The sequence below is a fragment of the Thermococcus eurythermalis genome, from assembly GCF_000769655.1.
Classification (GTDB): Archaea; Methanobacteriota_B; Thermococci; order Thermococcales; family Thermococcaceae; genus Thermococcus; species Thermococcus eurythermalis.
The window spans coordinates 1,335,423-1,361,340 of sequence record NZ_CP008887.1; the positions used below are offsets into that span (position 1 = coordinate 1,335,423).

The following is a 25,918-nucleotide window of genomic DNA, read 5'->3' on the forward strand; positions in this document are numbered from 1 at the left end:
GGTCTCACCCCCTCAGATAGGGCCCGACATAGTCCGGGTCGAGGTAAAGGGCCCTGCTCCCAACGACACCGAAGTCGCTGGGGGACTCAAGGTTCTTGTATATCACTACCTCTGCGCTCGTAACGTTCATTAACTTTTCGAGGGCCTCGATGGCGGTGTCCATGCCGCCAACCTCGTCCACGAGCGTCCCGGTAACGTTCTGGGCGAACCACGTCCTTCCTGTGGCAAACTCCTCAACCTCGGACACGTTCATGTTCCTCCCCTCACTGACTGCCTGCAGGAACGCCTGAAAGTACGTGTTCACCATGTTGCCAATTATCTTCTTTTCCTCCTCCGTGAGACCCCTCCACTCTGCACCCATGTCCTTATGTGGCCCGGTCTTGAAGACTTCGACCTCCACGCCGTTCAGCTCGTAGTTTTTCTCGTAGTTGTAGTGGACGTAAAGGACTCCGATGCTCCCGACCTCCGCAAGGGGGCTGGCAATGATTTTATTGGCCCCAACGGCTATGTAGTAACCTCCGGAGGCCATAATACCCCCGGAGTATGCCACAACCGGTTTGACAAGGGCGAGCTTCTTGACTTCCGAGTAGATGTCTATAACCGGCCCAACTTCACCGCCGGGGCTCTCAACCCAGAGAAGGACTCCCCCAATCGACTCGTCGCCCGCGAGCTTCCTCAGCAGGGGGATAACCTCAAGTGCGGTATCGCTGGTTATTATTCCAAAAATCGGGACGACGGCTATTGTTTCTCCCCCCGTGCCGTTGATGAGCGAGCGGAGGTATGCAACTTCCTCCTTCAGCTGGGCTATCTGATAGTCCGAGGCTCCCTCGCACGTTACGTTAAGGGGAGTCTCCACCGTTATCGGGGCCGTAACGTTCCGGGGAACCTCTATCGGCGACGTTGCCTGGTAGAGCACTGCGATTGCCACTGCTGAGAGCACCAGAAGGAGCGTGAGAACTGCCGAGATGTACTTCCAGATGTCCTCCCTCATTCTCTCACCTTAGACCCATTTTCCCTGCAACTTTTAAACCTACCTCGCTAAGCTTTTATATCACACTGAGAAAATTCGGGGCAGGTGATTGCATGGAGATTGGGGTAACAATCTATCCCCATTTTGTCACAAAGGACAAGGGCCTCGCGTCAATCCTGGCCGACGTCAAGATTAAGGACTATGACTTCGTCTCGATTTTCCCGCACACGCTCGGGTTAATCAAGAACGGTGTCGTCGTGGAGAAGAGCCTCAGGAACATCGAGACGACCCTCAAGGGAGTCGGGATAAACTACATCGTCAGAATGCCGACCTCGGTCAATCTGCGCGACCACATATACTACACGAGGCACTTCAGGGTCGCCAAGGCAGTCGCGGACGTCGCGATAAAGCTCGGCGCAAAGGTCATCGTAATGCAGAGCGGAAGGACGGGAAGGCTCGACCTCGAAATCGAGGCCATCCAGCAGCTGGCCGACATGGTTGCGCCTTTCGACATAAAGATAGCCCTTGAGAACACCTTCAGCGTTAAGGACACCCTCTACGTCGTCGAGAACGTCAGGAGAGACAACGTCGGCTTCGCCCTTGATGTCGCACACGCGTTCCTCAGCGCCCAGGGCAACGAGGAGAAGCTCCTTGAGGACGTCAAGCTCGGCACCGACAAGACGGTCATTTTAATGATACATGACAACTTTGGAAAGCTCTTCCCGCAGGTGGAGCCAGAAGATGCTCTCGCCTACGGTGTCGGCGACCTGCACCTGCTCCCGGGAGAGGGGAGCATCCCGTTCGGAAAGATCCTCCGCCTGTTCGGGGACGTTCCCCTGCTCCTGAAGGTCAAAGACCCAGAAAAGTTCTCCAAGATACCGACCAAGCGGGGGCTAATAGAGCTTTTGACGAGCCTATAGCTCCAGCCTCTCGCCAACTACTTTGAAGACCTCGGCAAGGGCCTTACCTATCACTTCTTTCTTCCTTGTAAAATGGGTGACGTCCTCGCTCAGGTTCTCGCGAATGATTTTGACCGCTTCCTCAATCGTTATTGCACCTTCGAGCCAGGCGTAGGCGAATATTGCCTCCGCAACGTCCCCCCGCGCATGTTTGTCGCTGCGGGGTGGGGCCAGCTTTCTCAGTCCTGACATTTCGAGGGCAAGGGCGAGGGAAGCGTTTGGAACCCTTTCCCCGGTCGGCCTGCCGAGGTATTCGCTCAGGGCCAGGGAAAATACGAAGTTGAGGAGCGAGTCGCCGAACTTCGACAGCCCCTTGTCCGTAAAGTCCATTGAATAAGAAAATGTGGCCAAGGGCTTCACCCTTCGAGGGCCTTCTTCCATGCGTCGAGGACAGTCCTTGCGCGGTCGAATATCTTCTGCGCCGCCTCCTCAAGGACTTCCTCCGGCTTGACCTTGCCGTCGGTGACGACCCTGAAGCGGGGCTTTCTAGCCATAAGTATCGGGTGCTCGATGGTGTAGCCGGCGAACTTGACGTGCTCGTTCTCGTGGAGCACCTCGGTGAGCAGGTTGGCGAAGGTGTGGTCTTCTCCCTCAAGATAGAACTCAAGCGTGTTCTCTTCGCGCTTTATGACCTCAATCTTCATCGGCATCACCTTCTAAAGCTTTCAACAGCTCTTCCAGGGCCTGCTCCTTGTTCTTTATGAGTTCGTATTTAAACTTATCCTCCTTCCACTCGGCGAGGCCGAGCTCGACCAGCTTGTCCAGCACTTCCTCGGGTTCAAGGCCGAACGCGACGCTGACAGGGATTACTACCTCCCTAATCTGCCTCGTGGTCTGGAGTGCGATTTCTGAAAGGACGTCTCCGAGCTTCCTCACGAGCTCGACTGCCTCCTCCCAGGGCATAGATGTAATTAGCTCGCCCTCCTTCAGCTCTGCCGTTTCACCGAGCAGTTCGAGGGTCTTCAGGATTACCGGAGTTGATACGCTCGTCCCAGCTTCGCGGAGGAGGTCGTCTACCATGTGGTGGTAGAACCCGCGTCTGTCGGGATAAAGCTTGGCCCTGACCCTATGGTGAATCTCGCGTATCTTCCTTATCGCTTCCCTGATTTCGTCCTTTGTGCCCTGGACGTTTATCTTAATGGAGTCAAGCCGGCCGTGGACGTAGATGAAGGCCGGCAGGCGGAGCCTCTGGAGCTCCTTCATGAACTCCTCCTTTTCGATATCGCTTTTGACGTGAATGGTTATTACCTTCTTGGCCCTCATAGCGACACCTTCATCTTTCTATAGTAAGGGGAGAGCTTCCTCGTCTCGACGTTTCCACAGCGCGGGCAGATGAGCTTGTCTCCGCGCCTTATCAATGGAGTCCTGCACTTGGAGCAGAGGGCGTAAACGACGCCGAGGTCCTTTCCGCGCGTGGTGAGCTGTATCGGGCTCTTCTCGTTGGCTATGACCTTTGCCCTCACGACGTCGCCAATCTTGAACTCCTTGGTTATGTCCTCGACGAAGCCATCTTTAACCTGCGAGATATGGATTCCGGCCAGTTTTGAAGTCGCTATCTCCCTGTCGTTTTCTCTGCCCTCTATCTGGAGGAGCTGGACGATTACTGCCTGTGGCTTGACCTCTATGACCCTCGCGAGGACTATGTCCCCGACCTGTGGAAGTGGTGGCGTGTCGGTTACTGGCTCGACGCTTATCTCCATTTTCTCCGGGTTAATCCTGACTCTGCCAGCCCTCGTGGCGTAGAGCTCGCCGTTCTCTTCTCTAACACCCTCGCCGGGCATGAACTCCTCTATGACACCGAGGTAATCTCCAGGAAGCACCAAGTCGCCGTTTTTGACCTTCCTATCCTCCATCCCCTCACCTCCGAAGATTTTCCTACGCCTTCTTTTTAAGCGTTCCCCAACGTTTATAGGCCGAAGGAAAAAGTTTTAGTAATTCGAAACGATGGAAGGGTGGTGGTAGGAATGAGAATGCTTCTGATACACGCCGACTACCTCGAGTACGAGATCAGGGATAAGGCCCTGAAAAACCCCGAGCCGATAAGCGACGAGCAGAGGAAGGGCAGGCTTGACGAAGTTCTGGCGGTTTTCATAAGCGTCGAGAAGGTTGACGAGACAAACCCCGAAGAGGTCGTCGAGGAGGCGGTAACCGAGATAGAGGACGTCGCGAAGCAGGTCAAGGCCGAGAGGATATTCGTTTACCCCTTCGCCCACCTCAGCAGTGAACTGGCGAAACCTGACGTTGCCCTCGAAGTGCTCAAAAAGATAGAAGAGAAGCTCAAGGAGAAGGGCTACGAGGTCAAGCGCGCTCCCTTCGGCTACTACAAGGCCTTCAAGCTGAGCTGTAAGGGGCACCCGCTGGCCGAGCTCAGCAGGACGATAGTCCCGGAGGAAGGAGTCAGTAAGGAGGAGCGCAACATAGCCCTCGAGAAGGAGGAGAAAGAGTTAGTCAGCTACTGGTACATCCTCACCCCCGAGGGAGAGCTCATAGAGGTTGATAAGTTCGACTTCACCGGCCACGAGAACCTGAAAAAGTTCGTCAACTACGAGATAGCCAAGAACAGGATTGCCGACAGGGAACCGCCTCACGTCAGGCTCATGCTGGAGCACGAACTCGTTGACTACGAGCCGGGAAGCGACGGCGGAAACCTCAGGTATTATCCAAAGGGCAGGCTGATAAAGGGCCTCCTTGAGCAGTACGTCACCGAGAAGGTCGTCGAGTACGGAGCGATGGAAGTCGAGACCCCGATTATGTACGACTTCGAGCACCCGGCCCTTGAGAAGTACCTGAACAGGTTCCCCGCGAGGCAGTACATCGTCAAGAGCGGTGACAAGAAGTTCTTCCTGCGCTTCGCGGCATGCTTTGGACAGTTCCTCATAAAGAAGGACGCGATAATCAGCTACCGCAACCTCCCGCTCAGGATGTACGAGCTCACCCGCTACTCATTCAGGCGCGAGAAGAGCGGTGAGCTTTCAGGTTTGAGAAGGCTGAGGGCCTTCACGATGCCCGATATGCACACCGTCGCCAAGGACCTCAAGCAGGCGATGGACGAGTTCAAGAAGCAGTACAAGCTCAGTATGGAAGTCCTTAGGGGAGTCGGTCTCACTCCTGACGACTACGAGGTGGCGATAAGGTTCACCCGCGACTTCTGGGAGGCTAATAAAGACTTCGTCGTTGAGCTGGTTAAGATAATCGGCAAGCCCGTCCTCATCGAGATGTGGGACCAGAGGTTCTTCTACTTCATACTCAAGTTCGAGTTCAACTTCGTTGACAACCTCGACAAGGCGGCCGCTCTAAGTACCGTCCAGATTGACGTCGAGAACGCCGAAAGGTTCGGTATAACCTACTACGACGAGGAGGGCAAGGAGCGCTACCCGCTCATACTCCACTGCTCGCCGAGCGGAGCCATCGAGCGCGTTATGTACGCAATCCTTGAGAAGCAGGCGAAACTGCAGGCCCAGGGCAAGAAGCCTATGTTCCCGCTCTGGCTCAGCCCGATACAGGTTAGAGTGATTCCGGTCAGCGAGGAGGTCATGGACTACGCGCTCTACGTGGCAGGCAAGCTCGAGGGCGCGAAAATAAGGGTGGACGTTGACGACACCAACGACAGGCTCAACAAGAAGATAAGGAAGGCCGAGAAGGAGTGGGTTCCCTACATCATCGTCGTCGGCAAGAACGAGAAGGAGCAGAACACAGTCACCGTCAGGAGGAGGAGCGACGGCAAGCAGGTCGAGATGCAGCTCGAAGACCTCATCAGGGAGATAAGGAGCCAGGTCGAGGGCTTCCCGTACAGGCCGAGGCCCCTGCCCCTGCTACTCAGCAGGAGGCCCAAGTTCAGGGGCTGAAAGCTTTTTCAGCATTATCTTTTCTCTTCCCCTGCTAACCTTAAGGGAGTAAACAACGGGTTCAAAGTCCGCGTAGGGGGCTTTTATGAAGTAAAGGAGTTCCTTAACGTGGTCTTCACGAATCCAGGACTTGGCGAGGAGGACGTAGTCGCTGACGTTGGATACCCACGCGACGAAACGTCTCGAAACAATGTCTGCATTGAGGGGCATGAGGAGTATCGACTCTGGAAAGTTAATGCTTTTGGTTGCTATCGTCTGGTTGAGCAGTTTTAGTGTCTGCTCCTCACCGAGCATGAGTGAGGCCCCATCGAGGGTGTAAATCATTCTCACGGCCTTTTCGGATTTAAGTTTGTCCCTGAGGGGCCCACAGTATATCCTGTCAATCTTGGGGTTTATGGTCTCGGCCTCAACCTTGTCGAGGTAGAAGACGTTTTCCATCTCCATCCTAAGAGGAGAGTACCGAGAGCCAAAGACGTCTATTATGGCCATCTTCGAGCTCTCAATGGCACTCCCGGCATCAAGCCCCACACTATTACACCTATGGAGCAAACTCCGAAGAGGGACACTATAATTTGATATTACCGTAAAGTAACCGCGCTCAATTGCTTTTCTTATGAACAGGAAGAGAATCTGCCAGGCGGATGAATAGGCGTCGTAGATAACGGTAACCGTGGAACCCTTCATCTCGGAAAGGGGAAAAACATCCAAGAGGGTCTTCATTCATTGCCCTCCCGCAGGTACTCCTGAAAGAACCTCTTTTATGAATTCCCTCGCCTCTTCGCTGAACTTGTCGAGCTCGACCTCTTTGCCGGACTTATCGTAGACCTTGCCGTCCCTGAAGTTTATCTCGAATATCTCGTAGCGCTCCTCGCTCTTCTCGTGGAGCTTTATTCCGTGGCCTTTGAGGTGGTTCTCAAGGTTCTCGATGTCCACGTACTTGCCGCACTTCTCGCACTTGTAGAACTGCCAGAGGATGTAGTCCTGGCCAGCTAGGACGTTGGCCTTTATGTGGTCTATCAGCATGCCGCCGAGGTACTCGTAGATGTCCTCCTGGACGAGCTTCCCGCCGTCTTCAACTACCTTAAAGCCGGCCCAGACTATGTGGTCGTTTATATCCGCGAGGGTGGCCTTGAGGTAGCGGTACGTGAGTATGAAAGTGCCGTTCCTTATGTAAAAGACTCCCTTGTCGGGAATCGCCACGATGTGGATTCCATCAACGTCCCTCCCGGCAAGAGACTCCGCCTCGCTCTTGTCCTTGGCCACGTCTATGAAGACCTTGACGTTGCTCTTCTTGTGGGTTCCAACTATAGTGCTCCCCTCGATTTCCCAGTGGTAGTCGTCGAGGTAGCGAACCTGTGCGTACACCTTCTTAACGCCGGGACTCAGCTCACTGTACATCCTCACCACCTGAGAAGGTTCTCTCAAACGTTAATAAGCTTTAGCGAAAAAGCTTAAAAACCACAAAGCTACCGGCCAAAGCGCCTCTGCCTCTTCTGGAACTCGCGGATTATTCTCAGGAAGTCTATCTTCCTGAACTCCGGGAAGTACACATCAACGAAGAAAAGCTCGCTGTAGGCTATCTGATAGAGCAGGAAGTTGCTTATCCTGACCTCGCCGCCGGTTCTTATCACGATGTCCGGATCGGGCATATTCGGGTAGTAGAGGTAGCGCTTTATCAGCTCCTCGTCTATGTCTTCCGGCCTCAGCTTTCCGGCGAGGGCATCATTCACTATCTCCTTGGCGGCATCGACTATCTCGCTCCTGCCCCCGTAGGCTAGCGCTATGTTGAGGGTGTAGTTTGAGTACTTCCTCGTCACGCGCTCGGCTTCCTCAGCGGCCTTCCTGACGTTTTCCGGCAGCATTTCCTTTCTCCCAAGGACGTTGACCCTTATGCCGTACCTGTGAACCCTTTCGTCCTTCACGAGCTCATTGAACTTCTCCTCGAAGAGGTTCATGAGGGCGTTTACTTCCTCGGGCGTCCTCTTGAAGTTCTCGGTTGAGAATGCATAGACCGTCAGCGTCCTTATTCCAAGCTCCCTGCACCATTCGAGGATTTCCTCAAGCTTCTTGGAGCCAAAGAAGTGGCCGTACCACGGGGGCTTCTCCAGCTTCCGCGCCCACCGTCTGTTTCCGTCCATGATTATTGCAACGTGCTTGGGTATGTTCCCCAATTTAACCCTCTCGAGCAGGTAGCGTTCGTAAAGGTCGTATGCGGGCTTGAATAAAATATGTGGGACGTGGGAAAGAACCCTGTAAATCATTTTCCTCACTCAAGCCTCTTTCTTGACTTGAGGTGCTTCTCGGCGAGCTCCACGTATATCTCGGCGTTCTTCTTCGTCCACTCGATTTCCTCCTCGCTGAGCTGCCTGACGACCTTGCCAGGGACACCAACGACGAGGCTGTAGTCCGGTATCTCCTTGCCGGGCGGAACGAGGGCACCGGCACCTATGATGACGTGCTTTCCAATCTTGGCCCCGTCGAGGATTATGGCACCCATGCCTATGATGGTGTAGTCCCCTATCTCGGCGCCGTGGACGACGGCGTTGTGGCCTATCGTGACGTACTTGCCGATTATCGTGGGCTGGTTGTGGGAGGTGTGTATGCTCACGTTGTCCTGGACGTTGGAGTAGGGGCCAACGTAAATCTGCTCGATGTCTCCCCTGAGAACGGCCGAAGGCCAGACGCTGGTCTTCTCCTCAAGGACGACATCGCCTATGACGGAGGCGCTCTCATCAACAAAAGCGGTCGGGTGAACCTTAGGCTTCTTCCCGTTGAACTCGTAAATCGCCATTTCCCATCACCGGGGAATAGTCCCGGGGAGAACTTATAAAGATAACCGGACAACTTAGCGGGGGAGAGAACTATGAGGTACAGGAGAGGTGCCAGTGCCGAGCGGGAGCTCATCCGCCTCCTTGAAAGGGCCGGCTTCGCTGTCCTCCGTTCGGCGGGCAGTCACAGGGTTGACCTGGTAGCGGGCAACGGGAAACGCTACCTGTGCATCGAGGTCAAGAGCACCCGCTCGGAGAGGGTTTACATACCCTCTGAAGATATAGAAAAGCTCGTTTCCTTCGCCGAACGCTTTGGGGGGAAACCCGTCCTAGCGGTCAAGTTCGTGAACGTTGGGTGGCACTTCTACTTCCCCCACGAGCTCAGAAAGAGCGGTAAGAACTACAGGGTGGACGCCGGCGACCCGTTCCACACCCTTGAAGAGCTCGTTGGGAGACAGAAAACCCTTGATGGGGTGATTGCCGATGAAGCTTAAATTGTTCGCATTACTTATGGTTCTGTTGCTTGTAACCCCCCTGCCCCTCGCTTTGTCGGAGGAGTCATCTCTGCTGAGCGTCGAAGTCCTCAACGACAACATCCCGGCACTCCCTGGAAGCACCGTGGTTGTCCCGTTCACCATCACTAACCTCGGGAACGAGACAATAAGCAACGTCACAGTCTACGTCACGGGCCCCGCCGAGGGCTTCCAGTACAGCGTCAAGGTGATAAGAACCCCGATAGAGCCCAGGGAGAGCGTGAACGACACGATAACTGTCAAGGTTTTGAATCCAGACGCGGGGCTTTACCTTCTGACTCTGGTCGCCAAGAGTGGAAGGGCCTACGCCACGTCGAAGTTCGTCGTGGACGTAAAAAGGATAATTGACTATTCCATTTCAATCAAAACAGCCCAGAAGTATATTTACGGCCGCAGAATAACTGCCCTCCTTGAGGTCACTTCCCGCTCGAACACTATACTCACTGGGAGAATAGGATACGCTGTTCTGAGGAGCGGTGTCCCCCTCTTAAATGAGAGCACCGTTACGTTTGTTAAGCCGGGTTCGAACTGGGTTAAGGAGCTCTCCTGGGAAAGCCTGCCCGTAGGCAACTACACGGTTCTCCTGTGGGCCAACTTCAGCGGGCTCTACAAGTCGGCCAGTGCCTCCTTCGAGGTCTATCAGAGAAACCTCTACTACGATGTCGGCTTCTGGAACGGGGCCATCCACATCAGGGTCTACAACGCCACGGGAGGTGTCCCGGACATCCCTGTTGAGATAAACGGGCTGAGGTTCACCACCGGACCCGACGGCACCTTAACTTACTCCGTCTCTTCGCCGGGGCGTTATACTGTCGTTTTGAACCTCGATGGAAAGATTGTCACGACTTTCGTGGATGTTAAGAAGCTCATAGTCACTCCCGAAGTCATTGACGGTGCCCTCGCCGTCAAGGTAGTGGACTCGACGGGTGTTCCGGTCTCGAACGTGACCCTGATGGCGTCGGGTCCGAGCGGCACGGACTACGCCGTGACCAACTCCTCTGGTGTTGGAGTGGTGAACCTGAGCAAGACCGGCTGCGGGAGCATCGTGATAAAGGCCACGAGCGACCGCTATCTCCCGGGAGAGGCTGTGGTGACAGTCCAGAAGCCGCCTACCCCGACGACTTCAAACACCACCCCTGCGGAGACTTCCACCAGCACACCCCTCCAGTCGAATGCGACAGTTCCATCACCCTCGGAGGTCGAAGAGAAACCGGAAGGCTCAAACTACCGGGGGGTAATTCTGATTCTCGCGGGGGCTATCTTCGCGGCTACCTCCTACCTGGCGCTTGCAGTCCCCACAGTCCAGGAAGAGACGCTTGACCGCTACTACTTCGTCAAAGTCCGCGCCCCAAGACTTCGCCCGCTGAAGAACTACCGCGTTGAAAGGCGAGTAAGCGCGGTCGAGGTGCGTGCGACCAGGGGGGAGGCAAAGCTTGAGGACGGAAAGCTCGTCTGGGAGCTCGACCTTGAGCCGGGGGAGGAAGCCTACCTGCAGGCAGTCCTCGGGTGACATTTTTCTTTTTTCAAGCCTCGCCCTTTAGGGCGGGGAGGAGGTCAGCGGTCGTGTACTACCTCTTTTATCGTTTTTCCCTTTTAATCCAGCAAAAGGCAAACCTTATTAAGCCAGCCGAACACATTTAGATGACTATCTAAAGGAGGCGAAAGCCATGGTGAACCTCGAACTGCTCAAGAAGGTTGTCGAGGCCCCGGGAGTTTCCGGCTATGAGTTCCTTGGAATAAGGGACGTCGTCATTGAGGAGCTGAAAGACCACGTGGACGAGATCTACGTCGACAAGCTCGGAAACGTCATAGCCCACAAGAAGGGCAGCGGGCCGAGGATTATGATCGCGGCCCACATGGACAAGATAGGCGTCATGGTCAACCACATCGACAAGGAGGGCTACCTCCACGTCGTTCCGGTTGGAGGCGTTGACCCGAGGACTCTGGTCGCCCAGAGGATTCGCTTCTTCACCGAGAAGGGCGAGCACTACGGAGTCGTCGGCCACATACCGCCGCACCTCCAGAAGCCGGAGGACAGGAAAAAAGCAGCGGACTGGGACACAATAGTTGTTGACGTCGGTGCTGACAGTAGGGAGGAAGCCGAGGAGATGGGCTTCCGCGTTGGAACCGTCGGCGAGTTCGCTCCGGCCTTCGTCCAGCTCAACGAGAACAGGATTGCCACGCCCTACCTCGACGATAGGGTCTGCCTCTACGCCATGATAGAGGCCGCCAAGGCCATTGAGAACCACGAGGCGGACATATACTTTGTTGGAAGCGTCCAGGAGGAGGTCGGCCTCAGGGGCGCCCGCGTGGCGAGCTACGCCATCGACCCGGAGATAGGCATAGCCATGGACGTCACCTTCGCCAAGCAGGTTGGCGACAAGGGCAAGATCGTGCCCAAGCTCGGCGGCGGCCCGGTCATGGACGTCGGCCCGAACATCAACCCCAAGGTTCGCGCCTTCGCCGACGAGGTCGCGAAGAAGTACGAGGTACCGCTCCAGGTCGAGGCCAGCCCGAGGCCGACGGGAACCGACGCCAACATAATGCAGATCAACCGCGAGGGCGTTGCCACCGCCGTCCTCAGCATACCGATACGCTACATGCACAGCCAGGTCGAGACCGCTGACCTGAGGGACATCGACCTCACGATAAAGTTCGCCAAGCACTTCCTTGAGGAGCTCAGGCCGATGAACCTCACTCCGTGAGCGATCTCACTCCGTGAGGGGAAAGGTTTATTGGCTTTTCTTTCCTCCTATATTTGGTGACCCGATGATTGCGGTTGTTTCAATTGGGACTCTTAAGAGGTCGCTCATTGAGGGGGTTGTTGGGTTCCTCAACGACTACCACTCCCGCTTTGGGATTAGTGTTGAGTTTTCGGGGGAAATCCCAACTGAGCCATTCTCGGTAGCTTTCAACCCTTTAAGGGGCCAGTACCTTGGGAGGGTCTTCCTGCCGACGCTCTCCGCCCTGAAGGAGAGGCTTAACGCTACTGCCGTTCTGGGCATTACCGAGCTTGACCTCTACGAGGAGGGGCTGAACTTCATATTCGGCCTTGCAAACCCCTCCCTGAAGAGTGCAGTTGTTTCCGTTCACCGGCTGAGAAACGAGTTCTACGGCCTTGAGCCTGACGATGAACTGCTCATAGAGAGGGCAATCAAAGAGGCCATGCACGAGCTGGGGCACGTATTCGGGCTGAGACACTGTCCAAACCCGAGGTGCGTTATGCATTTCTCAAACTCACTCTATGACACGGACGTAAAAGGGCCCCTCTACTGCCCCGTCTGTGAAGAAAAGCTTGAAGCAAACCTGCGGAAACTGGGGGTGTTTCCATGATTGAAGTGGAAGTTAAGGGCTACGCGGACGACTCCATCTTTGAGAGGGTTCGTGAAGAGTTCGAGCTGATGAGGAAAGAGCACCACGAGGACACCTATTACCAGCACCCCTGCAGGGACTTCGCGGAGACCGACGAGGCCCTCCGGATAAGGATACGGCGCTTTGACGGCCATTTTGAGGCTTTTTTGACCTACAAAGGGCCGAAGCTGGATTCCACCTCCAAGACAAGGGAAGAGATAGAGGTTCCGATAAACGACCCCGACGAACACACCCGCATCCTTGAGGCCCTCGGCTTTAGAGAAGTCCTTACAGTCGAGAAAGTCCGTGAGAAGTACTACGTCGAGAAGGGCATAACGATAACGCTCGACGAGGTTGAGGGCCTCGGCAAGTTCATCGAGGCGGAGGCCGTTACGGAGGACAGGGATAAAGTCCCTGAGCTCGTTGAAAGATTGAAGAGGCTCCTTCTTGAGCTTGGAGTCACGCGCTTCGAGAGGCGCTCTTACCTCGAACTGCTGCTGGAGAAGGAGGGCTGAGATGGGGAAGCTAGACGAGCTGTTTGGAACCCTCCGGGGAAAGAGGCCGGAGACGGAAATACTCACTGAGATAGAGAACAGACTGCTGGTGGACGACGTTCCAGGGGCCATAGCCCTCATAGAGGGACTTGAGAAAGAGCAGAACATCGTCATAGCGGTTAGGATGACTCTCCGGAAAATTCTCAGGATGAAGGAGTCGGAGGGAGGGGAGGTTCGCTTGCTTCCCCTCCTCAAGATGTTAGTTCCCCATATTAATGGCATAAAAAACGAGCGCTACCGTGCGTTACTCCTTGGTGAGCTTGCGGTGGGGTTTTATACTCTCGGGGCCGAACTGGAGGGGGATTTTGCCCTCAAGACCGCGATAAACCTGGCCCTGGATCACCCGGACGTGCTGAGGGACGTAATAATGAACCTGATTAACTCTGGCCTGCTCCATAAGGCCGCCTACGCCATGAAGTTCGTTAAGGACAAAGAAAAGCTCGACGTTGTTCTTGTTCACCTCGCAGAGGTTCTATACGAAAGGGGCGAGGTAGAGAAGGCCCTCGCAGTGGTGGGCCACATAACGAGCAACTTCCACCGCGCCGTTGCGCTCTTTCATCTGGCCCAGTCTGAAATGGAGAGGGACAGGGGGAAGGCACTCCAGTTCGTTGAGTGGGCCATAAAGCTGGCGGAAAAGATAGAAGACCCTGAGGCAAGGTTTGAGCTCATGCTGAAGCTTTACGACCTGAAGCACGAGATACAGGGCGATTCCCTCAGCCTCTTCGAACTGTTGAAGAGGAAAACTCCCGAGGAGACAGGAGGGGCGGAAGACCAAGGGCCCTTGACAGGAGGAGGGAGTGAGGCACCTTGACGCCAATCTCGATTAGCTCTTCCACCTTCTCCGCGATTTCTCTTGGGGTTCCCTGAAGAATAACCTGGCCCCTGTCCAGAACCACCAGCCTGTCCGCCTTTCTGAACAGGAAGCGGGAGTCGTGCTCCACCATAATGACCGTTGTCCCGGCTTTGTGGAGGTCTTCTATGACCTTCAGGACTTCCTTTTTCCCCTCCGGGTCAAGCTGGGACGTCGGCTCATCGAGAACGAGATGGCTCGGCTTCATCGCTATTACCGACGCTATGGCCAGCCTCTGCTTCTCGCCGCCGCTGAGGTTCGGAGGGAACTCTTCTTCAAGGCCGCTGAGGCCGACGACTTTTAGGGCCCACTCCACCCTCCCCGCTATCTCCTCCCGCGACAGGCCGAGGTTTTCGAGCGCAAACGCGACCTCGTCTTCGACCGTCATGTTGAACAGCTGGCTTTCCGGGTTCTGGAGGACGAGGCCGACGATAGTTGAGAGCTTCGAGACCGGAGTCTCCGTCGTTTTGAAGGTCTCCCCGGTGCGGGGGTCTCTGACTATGACCTCCCCCGAGAACTGCCCCCGAATTGAGTTTGGAATTATCCCGTTCAGCGTCAGTGCGAGAGTTGACTTCCCGCTCCCGCTTGGCCCGAGGATTCCCATGAACTCCCCGTCTTTTATTGTAAGGCTCACACCCCTGAGGGCGGACCTCTCCGAGTGGACGTACTTGAAGGAAACATCCCGCACTTCAATCATTTTCTCTTCACCCTCGGGAGCAGGAAGACAACGCTGATTATGAAGACGAGGGTTGAGAATATCTCCAGCCTGCCAATCCACATGAGGAGTATGTACAACACCTTGAGGTCGGCGGGCATTGCTGGGGACGTTATCCCGATGCTAAGGCCCACGTTGCCCTGCGCTGAGGCTACCTCAAAGAGCGCGTCTGTAAGGCTAGCTTTGACGCGGAGCATTGTGTATACAGTACCGAAGAGCAGGAACGCAAGGTAAGTCATGGTAAAACTCATGACCTCCTGTATGTCCTCCTCGCTGAAGACGTAGTTGCCGACCTTTCTCTTAATGACTGCACCCCTCGGCAGGATTGCGCTCTCTATCGTCCACTTCAGGCTTTCGTACATCAGGGTGACGCGGATGAGCTTTATTCCGCCCGCCGTACTTCCAGCACCTCCACCGATTACCATCAGGATTGCAAGTATGAACTTCGCGACCTCGGGATAACTTGAGAGACTCGCTATCTGGAACCCCGTACAGCTTATGGCTGAAACCGCGTGGAACACTGCCTCCTGGATAACCTCTCCGAGGGCTTTCCCGATGGAATAGAGGCTGTAACCTATTATCGTGACAGCGGGGATAAGAAAAACAAACATGTACCTAACCTGAATATCTTCAAAAAAGGGCTTGAGGGACTTGTTCTTGAAGAGTTTGTAATGAACCGTGAAGTTAACGGCGCCCATAATCATCAGGAAAATCGTGACGGCGTTGATTGCCGGGCTGTGGAAGAAGCCTATGCTCTCGTCGTGGGTGCTCATACCACCGGTTCCAAGGCCTGTCATTGAGTGCGTGAGGGCGTCGAAAAGGTTCATGCCGTTGATGTAGTAGAGGTACGTGCCCACGAGCGTGAGGACGAGGTATATCTCGAAGATGACCTTTGAGGTATTGACGAGGTTCGGAAGGATTCTCTCGCTCCTGGCCTCGGCCCGGTAAAGCCTCGCGGCGGCAACACCCGGGCGGATAAGGATTGTCAGGGCAACGAGGACGATACCAATGCCACCGAGCCACTGCATCCACGCACGCCAGAACAGGAGAACCTTGGGGTAGCTCGACAGGTTGCTCATCATTGTGAGGCCCGTTCCAGTCCACGCGCTCATGCTCTCGAAATAGGAATCCACGAAGCTCATGTCCGCTATTCCCATGAACGGGACAACGCTCACAAGGGACGCAAACAGCCAGGTAAACGCGGCCGCGACCATGGCCTGCCTCAGGTTGACGTCCTCAACTTTATCCGAGTGTCTGCTCCACCAAGCGCCGAGGAGAATGCATGCCATTCCGGGAAGGGCAAAATACGGGACGTATTTAATTTGGTCTGGGTAAAACCACACGAGGAGCACGGGAACGAGGTAGGCAAGGCCAACTCCCTGCAGGATTGCCCCTATGAGGTTTCTAACAACGAATATATCATCTGACACGTTGATTCTCTTCCTGAATTCGAGCATCGCCTCACCGTCTCGCCTAAGGGTGGCGAAAATAAAAGGTTTTTCGTAAGGTTTAAGGGGAGCCTAACGCCACCTACCTCGGTGGTAGTAGTGGACGAAAGGGCAGCGCTGATTAAAGCCGGTGAGATAGCGAGAAAGGTCAAGGAGGAAGTCGCCGACCTCATAAAGCCAGGTGCAAAGCTCTACGACATAGCGGAGTTCGTTGAGAGGAGGATAGTGGAGCTCGGCGGAAAGCCCGCATTCCCCTGTAACCTCTCGCTCAACGAGATTGCGGCGCACTACACGCCGTACAAGGGCGACGATACTGCCCTCAAAGAGGGCGACTACCTCAAGGTTGACATCGGCGTCCACGTTGACGGCTACATAGCTGACACTGCCGTGACTTTCCGTGTCGGAATGGAAGAGGACGACCTCATGGAAGCGGCTAGGGAGGCCCTTGAGAACGCCATAGCGACGGTTAGGGCGGGCGTGATGGTAAGGGACGTCGCGAAGGCCATCGAGGACACGATAAGGGAGAGGGGGTTCAACCCCATAGTGAACCTGAGCGGGCACAAGGTCGAGCGCTACAAGCTCCACGCAGGGGTCAGCATTCCCAACGTCTACAGGCCTGCAGACACGTACGTCCTCCAGGAGGGCGACGTTTTCGCCATAGAGCCCTTTGCAACGACGGGCGCGGGCCAGGTCATAGAAGTCCCGCCGGCGCTGATTTTCATGTACCTCCGCGACAGGCCCGTCAGGATGCTCCAGGCGAGAAGGCTTCTCATGCACATCAAGCGCGAGTACAAGACACTTCCCTTTGCTTACCGCTGGCTCCAGGACTTCATGCCCGAGGGACAGCTGAAGCTGGCGCTGGCCCAGCTTGACAGGGCGGGGGCTATTTACAGCTACCCGATACTGAGGGAAGTCCGCGGCGGCCTCGTTGCCCAGTTCGAGCACACGGTCATAGTCGAGAAGGACGGCGCCTACGTGACGACCTGAAGACCCCTTGGGAGAAGTAGGCTGTTTTCTTTTCTGTTTCTTACGGTTTTCCCTGTTTCACAGAGGGTTACAGGTTTGCAACTTCTTAAGTAAGAATCTCTGAGGCAAACTACAGACGGCAGAAGTATAGAGTAGGGGAAGTGGAACCCCCTCTCGGGCTCGGCAGTTGGTTGGCGCCGGGGCAGGGATTTGAACCCTGGTGGGCGGACGCCCACGGGATCTCGAGTCCCGCGCCTTCCCAGGCTAGGCTACCCCGGCGCTCCCCAGCAACCAACACTCCCCTACGGAGGAGCGTTACGGCCGTCACGACCTCCTCAACCGTCAAATCCTCAGCCAAAGCCACCTCAAGCAGGCTCGCGACCACTCGGCTCACGTTGTTCCAGCGCTCCTTTGCCTTCCTGTACACTTCCGGCGGTAGCGTAATGTGCAGACGCGGTGAAAGGCGCCTCTTCTTGCCTCGCTTCCGCGCTCCGGCCTGCTCCCGCTCCTCCGCATGGGAGTGTCCGGACACACCACCCGATTTTACCATGACGAAAACCCCCACTGAACTTTATAAATTTTTAGGCTAAAAGCCTTTTCCATTGAACGGCCACAACTCGACGCCTGCCGTAACGCTCATTCTTGAGCACTAAAACGGCCTTCTCGTGCCTTCTTCCAACTCCGAGCTCGTCGGGATCCTGCTGAAGGACCTTCGACTAGGAACGACAAGTGACGATGTTTTTAGTTCGTTAATCTTAATAACCACGACTCAAAAGAAAGGGAAGGAATACTACCAAAAAGGAGGTTACCCCATGAGTCCCCATCAAGAGGATAGGCTTAGGTATTATAATCCTTTTGATGTTGCCACGCAGGAATATGAGAAGGAGATGAACAAAAGATATGCCACAAAAATCGTCGTGGAAGTGCTATTAGGTTTATTCCTTACCGTTTTCGTCTATAGCGTGGTTAAAATAGCGGGTATCAATAAATATGCAGAAACAATGTCATTTTTGACCTTCTTAGGCTCCTATTGGCGGTTTCGTTGCTGGTACTCTCCGGGACACCCATTCACTTCCTAAGTGAAGCAACCAGCAGTGCAACAACTACCCCAACAGGGGACCCGAATGAAGTGGATTTAACATTAAACTCCGATTCTTTCCCAGACTTGGAAAACAGTCTGACAATAATTTTCACCACGATGACCATTAACCATGCGACAGTAAAGTACTGTAAAACCTTGCGCTCCCCGGAAATCACAGTAATCTCCCACCACATCAGGAAAAACGGAATCCATACGGCAACTTCTGGACTTACCCACCGGGTCAAGATCCACCCAATAAGCGGGTACACAATGAATAGAACGTTCGTCAGGATAATGGAAACCCCAATCAGTGCCTTTATTGAAACCTTAGGGTCTCTAATAAGCTCCGTTATCTCATTCAAATTCTTCAGGTTCACAGAGAAATTGAACACCGCATACCCGACGAACGCTGTAATGTAAAACTGCCTCGGAACTCCAATAAGGTATAGTACACCCTGAGCTGGCAAGCTAATCACGAAAGCAAGGAGCGTAGTCCACAGGAAGAACAGAACTGCCTTACCCAACGCTTTGAACGCAGTATCCCACCGGTCCAAATTTCCAGCGACAGTTTTGGTCGGCTCCATTCCTCATCGGGATTATATACTATATAATAGCTAAAAAATTAACTGACCACATCTGGCCAGAGACAACCGCAACTAAAAACCTATCGAAGAAGAAAACCCAAAACCCCCCGAGACCTCACTCCACAGGAACAACCTCAACCCTCGCCTTCTTGACTATTAACCGTGAGATTTATATGCTTACTTTTTATATCAAATGCGGTGACTTCCGATGGTTGCCCTCAAGAAACTCTATGTCGGAGCTATCCTACTTTTGGTTGTTTTTGTAGCGGGATGTGTTGGAACGACTACAACTACCAGCTCCAGCCAACCTTCAGCGTCCTCATCATCAAGGCCATCCCCAGTCGAAACAACGTCCTCTTGGACACCCGCATCCTGGGTAGCCTATGATGAGAATATGATACTAAATGCAAGTTGGTCTCTTGGAGATTTGGAGATAACGCACACATCAAAGGTCATAATGAAACTCAACATAATCTCAGGAGCTAACAGCATTTCATACCTCGCAATAATCCCTGCTTCCGAGCTTGAAAAGTGGAAGGAAGACTCACCAGACATCACTTACGAGTTCATAACTCATCATGCCAAGAGTGGAACCTATACTGCGACACTCTCACCAGGAACTTATTATGTTCTCGTAGGCTACGCCGACCCAATTCATGAGACCCTTGCACAGGGGACGGAGGTCATTAAGGCGGGATACTACGTGGGAATACCAATTGACATGTCAAACATCGTTTATGCCGAGAACGTACAGGCTACAATTGATATCAGAGAAGACTTGGATATAACCTTAGGCTTCCTCAACGAAAATGAGTTCAACGTTTATCAGGAAGGGGGAACTGCCAACTTCATCGCTAAATATGAAAAGACCGAAAGTGGAACCTACAGCATCACAAATGCTCCTCCAGGCTACAAGACTATACTACGCCCAAGCTTCTACTACCTTATTCTTGACAATGGCTATTCATGGTTCACTGATAAGACAGTAGACTACACAGTCACAGCAGACGTCGTTTATCCTGCAAGAATCCACCTGACTATAAAAGTAGAAGAAACCGGGTGAATTCACTTCTTCTTTTTCATTTTACCGGAACTCCCCACTCGCCGTGAATAAACTTCCCCGGAATATAGTCCTTCTTCACCATCGCACGGTACAGCTTGTAAACCTCAACCGTCGCGCGCTCCAACCCAATCGTGGACAAGAACAACGGGACTGGCTTCAACCCATACGTCCTCGCCAGCACCGAACCCCAGAAAGCACCAATCAACGGCGACCTCCAAAACGTCTTCTCCTTGAACCCCTCATAAGGCGCGTCCTTAATCGCACCACCCAACGCCACAGCCAGACCCGCCAAGAAACCAATCACCGCACCATTAGCCTCCCTGCTCACACTCTCACCTCCTCAAGAGGAAGCCAAGCACCACTAAAACCGCGAGGACTCCAACCAAGATTTCAAACACCTTCTTCTCGCCGTCTGTCCCCCCGTCAGATGAACCTGTACCTCCAGAAGAGAAATCAGCGGGGAGATGTTTGTATGTCGGGAGATGTTTGTATGTTGGCTTCCATCTTGGAGCCGGGTCTGGCTTGAACTTCTGATAGTTATCATCCACCTTAACCTCCTTCACAAGATTGAGGTTAAGCTGGTTCTTCTCAACCATCTCCCTGAGCTCCTCAACCTTCACTCGAAAATCAGCACCATTCGTAAGGTAAACCCTCACCCAATGGCCTTTCCACTTCTCACAACCCTCGAGAATCAACCGACGCTTCTCGCTCACGTCCATCAAGCCTCACCAGAGAAAATAGCACTTCACTACCTAAAAACACTGAACCAGAAAACGGGAGAAAACAGCAGAAAACGGGAGAGACCACCAAAAACCCAAAACCCCCCGAGACCCCCGAAGACCCAGCCAAGGAAGAGAAAACGGAAGAATCACTTTTCAATAACTTTTAGAATTTTCAGCTTAACAATGCTACCTCGCTTAATTTCCAATTTATCCCGAAGCTCCTTTGGTATTGTTATGTGGCCATCTCTCCCAACTATAACAGTAAACTCGTTGTTTCCAGTTATTTTAGCCGTCTTCCTACCTCTCCCCACTACCACCACCATAAAAATCTTGGCTTAATAATTTATAGGCTTTTTGCATTTTCACGTTTGTCGTTTTTGTCATAAAAACAGAAAAATGCTATTATCATAATCGCATATCCAAAATAATGACAAAAACGTTTTTATGATTTTATGATAATATCATTTTCGCATAATATCCCTTAGAGGTGAACCGCCATGCGTGTGGTTTCCATCTATGACCTCCGGAGGCTTCCTCGTGGGGAGGCTTTGAGAAGGCTCAGGGAGGCGGAGTGGGTTCTCGACGAGGGAGCGACCTTCATACCATCGGGAGAATTCTCCCGAATTCGGGAGAATTCTGGTTCAGTGCATAAGAGGCTGACACACAAACACAAGGTGGTGAGAGCATGATGAGAATTGAAGTGGATGGCTATGGGAGCATTGAAATAACGCAAGAGGCAATTCGGAAGCTCTTTGAGGACGAACAGATACTCAAAAAGCTCATCGAGCTTGACATTGCTGAGAAAGAACGCATACTTGCGAGAATGAGAGAATTCGTCAGAGAGTATCCCCCTGAGCTAATCGAGAAGCTGAGAGTTGCAGAAGAGCTTGATGAAGAAATCTATGAGCTTGAAGAGGAGATTGCCGTTCTGAATGAGATTCTAAAGGCTCTCAGGGAGAACAGGGAGGCCGAGCAATGACCAAGCGCGGAAGGCCACCAGTCATGAAGGCCTGGCGCGTGAGGATAACCCAGCCAGACGAGGAACCCCTCGAATTCACCATTTTTGCCAAGACGCAGGAGGAAGCCGAGGAAATGGCCCGCTTCATGGTCAAGCAGAGCTTTCCTTTTGCGAGCTACTCCGTGAAAAAACTCGGGAGGGTAAGAGCATGAGGAAGTTCTACGCGAGAGTCGGCGATGAAGAATACATCCTCCTCGACAAGTCTTTTGAGGACGCAGCGGTTACATTCTGGTTCTGGAACGCCATGAGGGTCGAGAAAGGCGAAATCCCGCCCGGAACGAGGATAAAAGTCATGCCTCTGGCCCTTGCATACCACCAGGGAATCCTCGAAAACGCGGAGGTCGCCCTCCTTCCAGTCCTCAGGGGGGACAAGCTCAGGGATGAGCTCAGAACCTACACCAGCAGGCCGGCCGCACAGACCACCCTCGACAACCTCATCAAGGTGGAGGGATGAGGGATGCCTCTTCTAATCGCATGGTTCGAACTCAGCCAGCTCAAGGCCTTCCGCCAGGCCCTTGAGAAGGTGGAAGAGCTGAGACTTGCTGTGCCTGTCGAGGTCGCGAACATCGAGATGGAGGGAGAGAAGGTTAAACTGGTCGTCAGGGTGCCAGCCGACTCCCTCAAGCTGGTCCGCTCGGCCTTTCCCGAGGGGGTGCTGGTGGCATGACCGACGGCGACAGGAGGAACCTCATCACCGACAACCGCGCCCTCAGGAGAATGAGACGCCAGACGATACACGCCATAATGAACCAGCTACACGGCTTCGACGCTCACGAAGAATTCTCGGACCTCCTCGAGGAGGCGAAGAGGAGATACAGCATCACCCGCGTCGGCCTCTTCGACATTGACCTTGTCCTCTACGACTTCAAGCTCGGCATGCCGAAGGCCTTCTTCGAGGTCAAGAACAGGTACCAGGTCAGGGGCGGCGACGGCTACGCCATCTTCGACGAGCCACAGTACACCTTCCTCGAGGACCTCGGCCACTACCTCGGCGTGCCCGTTTACTACATCATCAAGACCAAAACCAAGTGGCTCGTCTGGAAGGTCGAGAACGGCCTCGCACAGAGGCGCCAGCTGGCCGACGGGAGGACGGTAGTTTTACTTCCACTGGAGAAGGCCCGGCCTTACAATCACGGGCAAATGGTGAACCGCTTCCTCAGGGAGCTGTTGAGGAGGTATTGAGATGACCATTTCTTTTCTTCCCCCCGCGAGACGGAGGTGGTTGGAATGAGCGAGACCCACGTTGAGCAGATAATAGACCTTCTCGGAAAGTACGGCCTCAGGGAAAAAGACTGGGAGGACCTCTACGTAGCAATCATCAACCTCGGCATCAGGGACAAGGCCGAGATAACGCGCGAACTCTACAACTACCTGAGCTCGAGATACCCCCGCCACGTGGCCATGGGAGTCCTCACAGTTATACGCGCCAAACACTTCGACGACCTCTTTGACAAAGCCAAGTACGTGCCAGGCTACCACATCAGCGCCACAGGGATAGAGGTATTTGACAGGTTAAGAGCTGATCGGAGTTCTACGATCACTGACGATCACTGCGATCGGGAAAAACAAGACGAGGAAAATGGCGATCACTCATTGATCGGTATGATCGCCTACCGTTCGGTCAAAAATAAGCTGATAGAACCCGCCAAGCCGGCCGAGGTTAAACCCGTCGAACCCGACCCGACCACGATAGCCTACTGGCTCACGGGAGTGAGGACATGAGCGAGGCAGAGAAGGTGAGACGAGCCAGCGACAAACTCAAGGATAAACTCATCGAGGAGATAGAGAACCTCCTCAGGCAGATGGACGAGGAAGGCCTCGAACACCTCGACCCGGCCGTCCTGAGTCCCATGCTGAGGATATGGATAAGGGGACAGTACGGCTTCCTGCCGACATCAATCACAAAGGACCTCCTCAATGCCTACAAGGTAGTGCTTGAGAATTATAGAGCTGTTCCCAGAAGTAGGAACACCGAGGAACAGAGCGTTCCCGACAATCAGAGCGAGGAACATCGGGAACATTCAATGTTCCCAACGTTCCGATACCGTTCCGTAAAAAATAAGCTAGGTTCAGAGAAATTTGAAGCGTTGCTTAAATCCCTTAAGGAAACCTATGGCCTGCCTCGGCCGGTTCATGCTAACACTATACTCATCATGATGGACATAATGGAGGACGGCATTGAACTGATTCCCTTGAGTCTTATCGAGAAAAAGCTTGGAGAAGACGTGGGATTCACGAAAAGCATGATTGCCAGAATGAGAAAAGATTTCTTCGGCAGTGGCAATACTGCCAAGAGCCTTCAGGCCGTCCTCTTTGATGCTATCGGCGAGGTGAACGGTGAGCCTGCGTTCAGGCTGAAGGACTCGGTGGTGAAGTTCGTCAAGGCGAAAATCCTTGAGCTCCTCGGTTATGAGCAGGAGGCCGAGGATTTACTGGACTACACGAACAGCGCCAAGGACTTCCTCAGGAACTTCAAGCGGGACGGCGAGGAGGTTTACCTTGAGAAGGTCAGGGAACTGGTGAGGGAAGGCGGGAAGGACTTTTACGTGGACTACCTTGACCTGGTCAGGTACGACCCGAGGCTGGCGAAGGCTCTCTTCGATGAGCCTGACCTTGTGCTGGGTGCTTTCGAGAACGCGGTGAGGGAGCTTCAGGAGGAGGTTTACGAGGAGATTGCTCGGCTTGAGCCTGAGCTGTTCGATGATGAGTTTGAGCCTGTGGAGGTCAGGGTTAAGGTCGGGAATTTCCCGAGGGTGTTCAGGCCGAGGGATATGAGGCCGGACCTTGTGGGTAAGTTCGTGGCGGTTGAGGGTTACGTCACCTCGGCCTCGAAGGTGGTTCCGTTCTTTGAGGTGGCCATGTATGTGTGCACCAAGTGCGGTCATGAGCTTGGTCTCTTGAACAGGCCGACGAGGGAGCCTGCGAGACCGCCGTCAAAGTGTCCTTCCTGTGGTGCTAAGCGGGCGTGGGATTTTGACGTGAAGAAGTCGAGGAAGGTGGAGATTCAGCATTTCGTGGTGAGGGATGCTCCGGAGAGCCTTCACGTTGGCGAGAACCCGAAGGAGCTGAGCGCGTACATTCTCGGCTCTGGTGCTGGTGCTGTGGACGTTGGGGATAAGGTGGTTCTCTACGGCATTCTGCGGGTGAGGGAGACGTTGAGGAAGAGCGTGGCCGAGTCTGATTACGTGCTCGAGGTGATTCATGTGGAGCAGTTGAACCGAGGCTTTCAGGTGGAGCTTAGCAAGAAGGACGTGAAGGAGGTTCTCCATCTGAAGGACCTCTACGGGGATGACTTACCTGACGCCGTCGCGAGGTCCATCGCTCCCTGGATTGGGGGGTATGAGTCGGTGAAGAAGGCTCTTGCATTGGCGGTGGTCTCGGCTGAGGGTCTGTGGGATAAGAGGACGACGATTCACGTTCTCCTCGCGGGAGACCCTGGCGTTGGTAAGTCGAGGCTGGCGCTGGACCTTGAGAACATTGCTCCGAAGGTCCTCACGGCGGAGGGTGGTGGGTCGTCGCGTGCTGGCTTGACCGCGAGCTTTGAGAAGGACGAGCTGACTGGGAAGTTCACGGTCAAGGGTGGCCTGCTGGTCCTCGGGAGTGATGGTATTGTTATAGTTGATGAGTTCAGCAGTTTGAAGAGGGAGGACATCAACGCGTTGAAGACGTGCATGGAGCATGGGTTTGTTGCGCCGGCTAAGGCAGGGATTTCCAACATGAAGCTGAGGGCCACTGCCACAATCATCGGCACGGCGAACCCGAAGGCTGGGAGGATTGACAGGAGGCAGTTGCTCATTGACCAGCTGGACGTTCCGTTTCCGGTCCTGACGAGGTTTGACCTTATCTTTGCGTTCTTCGATGAGCCAGAGAAGGAGAAGGATGAGGAGATTGGGTGGAGTATCCTCAGTGAGGTGAAGAGGAGGAAGAACCGGAAGCCTCCTAAGAGGGTTATTGAAGCGGAGCTTTTGAAGAAGCTGTTCGCTTACGCGAGGTTCAATGTGTTTCCTGAGATTGACGATGAGGTCGGCCGGCTGATGGTGGAGGAGTTCAAGAGGATTAGGAGGAAGACCAAGCAGAGTGGAGCGCCTGTGAGCAGGCGTGTGATGGATGCAATCGTGAGGCTGGCTTATGCTCATGCAAAGCTTCGCCTGGCCGAGAAGGTTGAGAGGATTGACGTTGAGGAGGCCGTGAGGCTGGTATGGGAGAGTCTTGAATATGTCGCCTACGACCCGGAGACCGGGGAGATTGATGCGAGCATTCTTGAGGTTGGTGTCCCGTCGAGGGAGCGTGAGAGGTTTGAGCTGTTTGTGAGGGTGATGGAGAGGCTGGCGAGGGGGTATGATGGTATTCCGCTTGAGGTTGTTTTCAGGACCTTGGAGGAGAAGGGTCTCCAGGAGGATGAGATTAGGCTGTTCCTTGAGAAGGGTGAGAGGTTGAACTACCTCCAAGTGGAGGGTGAGTTCGTGAGGTGGCTGTGAGGCGAGGCGGGAT

At 54.0% G+C, this 25,918-nt stretch carries 33 protein-coding genes and 1 tRNA gene; 18 read left to right on the top strand and 16 right to left on the bottom strand.

Features of this window, described 5'->3' with window-relative positions:
* Positions 1-4: 4 nt before the first annotated feature.
* Positions 5-991 carry a signal peptide peptidase SppA gene (sppA, locus tag TEU_RS07215; protein ID WP_050003136.1) on the bottom strand — a complete coding sequence of 329 codons (987 nt, stop codon included), beginning with the start codon at positions 989-991 and terminating at the stop codon, positions 5-7.
* Between the two features lie 92 nt (positions 992-1,083).
* Between sppA and TEU_RS07220 the strand changes: the two genes are divergently transcribed.
* Positions 1,084-1,890, top strand: coding sequence for a sugar phosphate isomerase/epimerase family protein (locus TEU_RS07220; RefSeq protein WP_050003137.1), 807 nt, complete (start codon positions 1,084-1,086; stop codon positions 1,888-1,890).
* Here the strand turns inward: TEU_RS07220 and TEU_RS07225 are convergent.
* From TEU_RS07225 to TEU_RS07240, 4 genes are read right to left on the bottom strand one after another with little or no spacing between them, the layout of a single operon-like run.
* On the bottom strand, positions 1,885-2,259 hold the full coding sequence (locus tag TEU_RS07225) for a ribonuclease III family protein (protein WP_050003138.1): 375 nt from the start codon (positions 2,257-2,259) through the stop codon (positions 1,885-1,887). The genes TEU_RS07220 and TEU_RS07225 overlap by 6 nt on opposite strands.
* A 26-nt stretch (positions 2,260-2,285) precedes the next feature.
* Entirely contained in the window at positions 2,286-2,573 is a 288-nt protein-coding gene (locus tag TEU_RS07230) for a DNA-directed RNA polymerase subunit L (protein WP_050003139.1), read from the bottom strand.
* Positions 2,563-3,192 (bottom strand): DUF2067 family protein, encoded by a 630-nt coding sequence (locus tag TEU_RS07235; RefSeq protein ID WP_050003140.1) that lies wholly within the window; start codon positions 3,190-3,192, stop codon positions 2,563-2,565. The genes TEU_RS07230 and TEU_RS07235 overlap by 11 nt, the downstream gene beginning before the upstream one ends.
* A complete protein-coding gene (locus tag TEU_RS07240; protein ID WP_050003141.1) occupies positions 3,189-3,782 on the bottom strand; it encodes an exosome complex RNA-binding protein Csl4 in 594 nt (197 codons plus the stop codon). Before TEU_RS07240 ends, TEU_RS07235 begins: the two co-directional genes overlap by 4 nt.
* 111 nt (positions 3,783-3,893) lie before the next feature.
* On the opposite strand from TEU_RS07240, the gene TEU_RS07245 reads away from it, so the two are divergent.
* Positions 3,894-5,774 carry a threonine--tRNA ligase gene (locus tag TEU_RS07245; RefSeq protein ID WP_050003142.1) on the top strand — a complete coding sequence of 627 codons (1,881 nt, stop codon included), beginning with the start codon at positions 3,894-3,896 and terminating at the stop codon, positions 5,772-5,774.
* Here the strand turns inward: TEU_RS07245 and TEU_RS07250 are convergent.
* The 4 genes from TEU_RS07250 to TEU_RS07265 form a co-directional block, all read right to left on the bottom strand.
* Positions 5,742-6,302: a hypothetical protein gene (locus TEU_RS07250; RefSeq protein WP_227738678.1), complete on the bottom strand. Its 561-nt coding sequence runs from the start codon at positions 6,300-6,302 to the stop codon at positions 5,742-5,744. The genes TEU_RS07245 and TEU_RS07250 overlap by 33 nt on opposite strands.
* A gap of 192 nt (positions 6,303-6,494) precedes the next feature.
* Positions 6,495-7,172: a TBP-interacting protein gene (locus tag TEU_RS07255; RefSeq protein WP_050003144.1), complete on the bottom strand. Its 678-nt coding sequence runs from the start codon at positions 7,170-7,172 to the stop codon at positions 6,495-6,497.
* A gap of 68 nt (positions 7,173-7,240) precedes the next feature.
* Positions 7,241-8,035: a polyprenyl diphosphate synthase gene (gene uppS, locus TEU_RS07260; RefSeq protein WP_050003145.1), complete on the bottom strand. Its 795-nt coding sequence runs from the start codon at positions 8,033-8,035 to the stop codon at positions 7,241-7,243.
* Positions 8,036-8,040: 5 nt separating this feature from the next.
* Complete coding sequence (locus TEU_RS07265) at positions 8,041-8,565, bottom strand: gamma carbonic anhydrase family protein (protein ID WP_050003146.1); 525 nt, start codon at positions 8,563-8,565, stop codon at positions 8,041-8,043.
* Positions 8,566-8,637: 72 nt separating this feature from the next.
* Here TEU_RS07265 and hjc point away from each other — a divergent pair, with 72 nt between their 5' ends.
* The 6 genes from hjc to TEU_RS07295 all read left to right on the top strand — a co-directional run bounded on the left by hjc (position 8,638) and on the right by TEU_RS07295 (position 13,791).
* Positions 8,638-9,036, top strand: coding sequence for a Holliday junction resolvase Hjc (gene hjc / locus TEU_RS07270; protein WP_050003147.1), 399 nt, complete (start codon positions 8,638-8,640; stop codon positions 9,034-9,036).
* Positions 9,026-10,585: a COG1470 family protein gene (locus tag TEU_RS07275; protein ID WP_050003148.1), complete on the top strand. Its 1,560-nt coding sequence runs from the start codon at positions 9,026-9,028 to the stop codon at positions 10,583-10,585. Before hjc ends, TEU_RS07275 begins: the two co-directional genes overlap by 11 nt.
* Positions 10,586-10,742: 157 nt before the next feature.
* Positions 10,743-11,780, top strand: coding sequence for a lysyl aminopeptidase (locus TEU_RS07280; protein WP_050003149.1), 1,038 nt, complete (start codon positions 10,743-10,745; stop codon positions 11,778-11,780).
* A 64-nt stretch (positions 11,781-11,844) separates the two neighbouring features.
* Positions 11,845-12,408: an archaemetzincin family Zn-dependent metalloprotease gene (locus tag TEU_RS07285; protein WP_050003150.1), complete on the top strand. Its 564-nt coding sequence runs from the start codon at positions 11,845-11,847 to the stop codon at positions 12,406-12,408.
* Positions 12,405-12,941 (top strand): class IV adenylate cyclase, encoded by a 537-nt coding sequence (gene cyaB / locus TEU_RS07290; protein WP_050003151.1) that lies wholly within the window; start codon positions 12,405-12,407, stop codon positions 12,939-12,941. The genes TEU_RS07285 and cyaB overlap by 4 nt, the downstream gene beginning before the upstream one ends.
* Position 12,942: 1 nt before the next feature.
* The gene (locus TEU_RS07295; RefSeq protein WP_050003152.1) at positions 12,943-13,791 is read left to right on the top strand and encodes a hypothetical protein; all 849 of its coding nucleotides are present in this window, start codon (positions 12,943-12,945) and stop codon (positions 13,789-13,791) included.
* On the opposite strand, the gene TEU_RS11510 is transcribed toward TEU_RS07295, so the two are convergent.
* Both TEU_RS11510 and TEU_RS07305 read right to left on the bottom strand, forming a co-directional pair.
* Positions 13,694-14,527 carry an energy-coupling factor ABC transporter ATP-binding protein gene (locus TEU_RS11510; protein ID WP_081947220.1) on the bottom strand — a complete coding sequence of 278 codons (834 nt, stop codon included), beginning with the start codon at positions 14,525-14,527 and terminating at the stop codon, positions 13,694-13,696. The two genes, TEU_RS07295 and TEU_RS11510, sit on opposite strands and share 98 nt — an antisense overlap.
* On the bottom strand, positions 14,524-16,002 hold the full coding sequence (locus TEU_RS07305) for a TrkH family potassium uptake protein (RefSeq protein ID WP_050003154.1): 1,479 nt from the start codon (positions 16,000-16,002) through the stop codon (positions 14,524-14,526). The genes TEU_RS11510 and TEU_RS07305 overlap by 4 nt, the downstream gene beginning before the upstream one ends.
* Positions 16,003-16,092: 90 nt before the next feature.
* Between TEU_RS07305 and map the strand changes: the two genes are divergently transcribed.
* Complete coding sequence (gene map / locus TEU_RS07310; RefSeq protein WP_050003155.1) at positions 16,093-16,980, top strand: type II methionyl aminopeptidase; 888 nt, start codon at positions 16,093-16,095, stop codon at positions 16,978-16,980.
* Positions 16,981-17,151: 171 nt separating this feature from the next.
* Here the strand turns inward: map and TEU_RS07315 are convergent.
* A tRNA-Ser gene (locus TEU_RS07315) sits at positions 17,152-17,238 on the bottom strand.
* A 789-nt stretch (positions 17,239-18,027) separates the two neighbouring features.
* Complete coding sequence (locus TEU_RS07325) at positions 18,028-18,624, bottom strand: hypothetical protein (RefSeq protein ID WP_050003157.1); 597 nt, start codon at positions 18,622-18,624, stop codon at positions 18,028-18,030.
* 208 nt (positions 18,625-18,832) lie between these two features.
* On the opposite strand from TEU_RS07325, the gene TEU_RS07330 reads away from it, so the two are divergent.
* Positions 18,833-19,687 (top strand): hypothetical protein, encoded by an 855-nt coding sequence (locus TEU_RS07330; protein ID WP_144244832.1) that lies wholly within the window; start codon positions 18,833-18,835, stop codon positions 19,685-19,687.
* A 16-nt stretch (positions 19,688-19,703) separates the two neighbouring features.
* On the opposite strand, the gene TEU_RS07335 is transcribed toward TEU_RS07330, so the two are convergent.
* The 3 genes from TEU_RS07335 to TEU_RS11515 form a co-directional block, all read right to left on the bottom strand.
* A complete protein-coding gene (locus tag TEU_RS07335; protein WP_050003159.1) occupies positions 19,704-20,015 on the bottom strand; it encodes a hypothetical protein in 312 nt (103 codons plus the stop codon).
* Between the two features lie 4 nt (positions 20,016-20,019).
* The gene (locus TEU_RS07340; protein WP_050003160.1) at positions 20,020-20,406 is read right to left on the bottom strand and encodes a hypothetical protein; all 387 of its coding nucleotides are present in this window, start codon (positions 20,404-20,406) and stop codon (positions 20,020-20,022) included.
* A 149-nt stretch (positions 20,407-20,555) separates the two neighbouring features.
* On the bottom strand, positions 20,556-20,729 hold the full coding sequence (locus tag TEU_RS11515; protein WP_158506639.1) for an AbrB/MazE/SpoVT family DNA-binding domain-containing protein: 174 nt from the start codon (positions 20,727-20,729) through the stop codon (positions 20,556-20,558).
* 177 nt (positions 20,730-20,906) lie between these two features.
* Between TEU_RS11515 and TEU_RS07345 the strand changes: the two genes are divergently transcribed.
* The 8 genes from TEU_RS07345 to TEU_RS07380 are packed head-to-tail and all read left to right on the top strand — an operon-like array spanning position 20,907 to position 25,905.
* Positions 20,907-21,098 carry a hypothetical protein gene (locus tag TEU_RS07345; protein ID WP_050003161.1) on the top strand — a complete coding sequence of 64 codons (192 nt, stop codon included), beginning with the start codon at positions 20,907-20,909 and terminating at the stop codon, positions 21,096-21,098.
* Positions 21,095-21,388: a hypothetical protein gene (locus TEU_RS07350; RefSeq protein ID WP_050003162.1), complete on the top strand. Its 294-nt coding sequence runs from the start codon at positions 21,095-21,097 to the stop codon at positions 21,386-21,388. Before TEU_RS07345 ends, TEU_RS07350 begins: the two co-directional genes overlap by 4 nt.
* Positions 21,385-21,579 (top strand): hypothetical protein, encoded by a 195-nt coding sequence (locus TEU_RS07355; RefSeq protein ID WP_050003163.1) that lies wholly within the window; start codon positions 21,385-21,387, stop codon positions 21,577-21,579. The genes TEU_RS07350 and TEU_RS07355 overlap by 4 nt, the downstream gene beginning before the upstream one ends.
* The gene (locus tag TEU_RS07360; RefSeq protein WP_050003164.1) at positions 21,576-21,881 is read left to right on the top strand and encodes a hypothetical protein; all 306 of its coding nucleotides are present in this window, start codon (positions 21,576-21,578) and stop codon (positions 21,879-21,881) included. Before TEU_RS07355 ends, TEU_RS07360 begins: the two co-directional genes overlap by 4 nt.
* A gap of 3 nt (positions 21,882-21,884) precedes the next feature.
* Positions 21,885-22,094, top strand: a complete 210-nt coding sequence (locus TEU_RS07365) for a hypothetical protein (protein WP_050003165.1) — start codon at positions 21,885-21,887, stop codon at positions 22,092-22,094.
* Positions 22,091-22,609, top strand: coding sequence for a hypothetical protein (locus tag TEU_RS07370; RefSeq protein WP_050003166.1), 519 nt, complete (start codon positions 22,091-22,093; stop codon positions 22,607-22,609). The genes TEU_RS07365 and TEU_RS07370 overlap by 4 nt, the downstream gene beginning before the upstream one ends.
* A gap of 45 nt (positions 22,610-22,654) precedes the next feature.
* Positions 22,655-23,149, top strand: a complete 495-nt coding sequence (locus tag TEU_RS07375; protein WP_050003167.1) for a hypothetical protein — start codon at positions 22,655-22,657, stop codon at positions 23,147-23,149.
* A complete protein-coding gene (locus TEU_RS07380) occupies positions 23,146-25,905 on the top strand; it encodes a minichromosome maintenance protein MCM (protein ID WP_050003168.1) in 2,760 nt (919 codons plus the stop codon). Before TEU_RS07375 ends, TEU_RS07380 begins: the two co-directional genes overlap by 4 nt.
* Positions 25,906-25,918 lie beyond the last annotated feature (13 nt).